The organism is Rhizobacter sp. P3_B12 (genome assembly GCF_056402895.1).
Genome location: NZ_JBFUGN010001235.1, coordinates 1 through 1,551, shown reverse-complemented (window position 1 = coordinate 1,551; position 1,551 = coordinate 1). Strand labels below are relative to the sequence as shown.

Sequence of the window (1,551 nt, the reverse complement as noted above, 5' to 3'; positions counted from 1 at the left end):
GAGCAGGGCGCCACGGTGTCGCTGGCCTGCGCCTACGGCCGCAGCGCGCCGCTGCTCGACGACGCCGGGCGCGCGCTGCTGCAGGCCGCGCTCGACCGCCCGGCTCGGCACCTGTGGTTCTTCAGCAGCTCCGAGGCGGTCGACCACCTGGAGGCGCTCGCGCCTTCACGGCCCTGGGCGGCCGGCCGCGCGCTCGCGACGCACCCGCGCATCGCGGCCCGCGCGCGCTCGCTCGGCCTCGGGCAGGTGCTCGAATCCCGGCCTGCTCTCGCGGAAGTGGTGGCCTGCATACAATCGATCGCATCGTGACCGACACCGTTGCCTCCCCGCCCGCCCACACCGAGCCGGTGCCCACCGCACCCGTGGCTGTCGCCGTGGCGCCGCGCCGCCTGCCCGGCTGGCTCGCGCCGGCGGTGCTCGCGCTGCTGGTGCTGCTGATCGTCATCGCGCTGGTGCAGGCCTGGTCGGCGCAGCAGCGGGTGCGCACGCTGGAGCAGGAGCTGGTGCGCCGCCAGCAGGACAGCGGCCGGCAGTCCGGCGAGGCGCAGGTGATGGCGCGCCAGGCGCAGGAGGTCGYGCGCGACAGTGCGGCCAAGGTCGCGCTGCTCGAGGCCAAGCTGGCCGAGGTCGCGATCCAGCGCAGCCAGCTCGAGGACCTGATCCAGTCGCTGTCGCGCTCGCGCGACGAGAACGTGCTGGTCGACATCGACGCCGGCCTGCGCGTGGCCCAGCAGCAATCGGCGATCACCGGCAGTGCCGAGCCGCTGGTGGCGGCGCTGAAGCAGGCCGACGAGCGCCTGGCCCGCTACAGCCAGCCGCGGCTGGACGGCGTGCGCCGCGCGATCGCGCGCGACATCGACCGCGTCAAGTCGGTCGGCGTGGCCGACATCGGCGGGCTGTCGATCAAGGTCGACGAGGTGGTGCGGCTGGTCGATGAACTGCCGCTGCTGGTGCAGGTCGAGCCGCGGCGCGAGCCGGTGAAGCCGGCGGCCTCGGGACCGCGCCCGAGCGCCCGCAGCGCCAGCCAGAGCGCGCCGGTGCCGGTGGGCGGTGGGCTGGCCGAGCTGTCCGATCGCCTGGGGGCGCTGTTCGACCGCGTCTGGGGCGAGACCCGCTCGCTGGTGCGCGTGACCCGCATCGACAACCCGGATGCGATGTGGCTGGCGCCGGAGCAGGCCTTCTTCCTGCGCGAGAACCTGAAGCTGCGCCTGCTGAACGCGCGCCTGGCGGTGCTGAGCCGCCAGTTCGACGCGGCGCAGACCGACCTGCAGAGCGCCCAGCAGGCGCTGGAGCGCTACTTCGACCGCAGCTCGCGCCGCACGACGGTGGCGCTCGAACTGGTGAAGCAGGTGTCGGCCGGCGCCCGCCAGGTGGTGCTGCCGCGGCCCGACGACACGCTCGCGGCGCTCGCCACCGCGACGGCCGGCCGTTGACCTGAGGCCCCCCTTCCCGATGCGTGCCGTCATCTGGTTCGTGCTGTTGTTCGCGCTGGCGGTGGTCAGCGCTTCGGTGCTGGGCACCAATGACGGCCTGGCGTCGTTCTACTGGGGT

Annotated in this window: 1 protein-coding gene and 1 pseudogene; both read left to right on the top strand. The window is 74.3% G+C overall.

Translation table 11 applies throughout. The features are described 5' to 3' along the window. A pseudogene (locus tag AC1D01_RS34105) lies at positions 1–309 on the top strand (uroporphyrinogen-III synthase); the annotation flags it as partial. Then, on the top strand, positions 306–1,433 hold the full coding sequence (locus tag AC1D01_RS34100; RefSeq protein WP_477873889.1) for a uroporphyrinogen-III C-methyltransferase: 1,128 nt from the start codon (positions 306–308) through the stop codon (positions 1,431–1,433). The pseudogene AC1D01_RS34105 and the gene AC1D01_RS34100, both read left to right, overlap by 4 nt. Positions 1,434–1,551 lie beyond the last annotated feature (118 nt).